The sequence below is a fragment of the Methylobacterium sp. J-026 genome (genome assembly GCF_022829585.1).
Lineage (GTDB): Bacteria > Pseudomonadota > Alphaproteobacteria > Rhizobiales > Beijerinckiaceae > Methylobacterium.
Genome location: NZ_JAKSYC010000222.1, coordinates 1 through 450 on the forward strand (window position 1 = coordinate 1; position 450 = coordinate 450).

General features: G+C 65.3%; 2 pseudogenes. Both read left to right on the forward strand.

Going from position 1 to position 450, the window contains the following annotated elements:
- Positions 1-109: 109 nt before the first annotated feature.
- Positions 110-205, forward strand: a pseudogene (locus tag MKK69_RS19545) (Crp/Fnr family transcriptional regulator); the annotation flags it as partial.
- Between the two features lie 67 nt (positions 206-272).
- Positions 273-450 (forward strand): annotated as a pseudogene (locus MKK69_RS19550) (sigma 54-interacting transcriptional regulator); the annotation flags it as partial.

Here is a 450-nt window from a genome sequence, read left to right on the forward strand (position 1 = left end):
GCTGTCCGACCAAGCCCGCTCGGCCCTGAACAACCTGATACTCAAAGTCCGGCAGGTTGGAGCGCGCCAGGATCTAATCCAGGAAGGCGACAAGCCCGACAACGTCCTGCTGATCCTCGACGGCTTCGCCTGCCGGTACAAGGTCCTTCCGGACGGCCAGCGCCAGATCATGGCACTCCTCGTACCGGGCGATTTCTGCGACCTGAACGTGTTCATCCTCGACGAGATGGATCACAACATCGGTACGATCTCGCAGTGCCAGGTCGTGGGCGGTGCTGATCGCGGGCGAATCCGGCGTCGGGCAGGAGGTTCTGGCCAGGGCGATCCAGGGCTCGGGGGGCCGGCGCGGCAAAGCGGTCGTCACGGTCAATTGCGGCGCGATCCGTGAAAACCTCGTGGGATCGACCCCGTTCGGCCACGGTCGAGTGGGGGTCCTGGGTGCCACCGGGG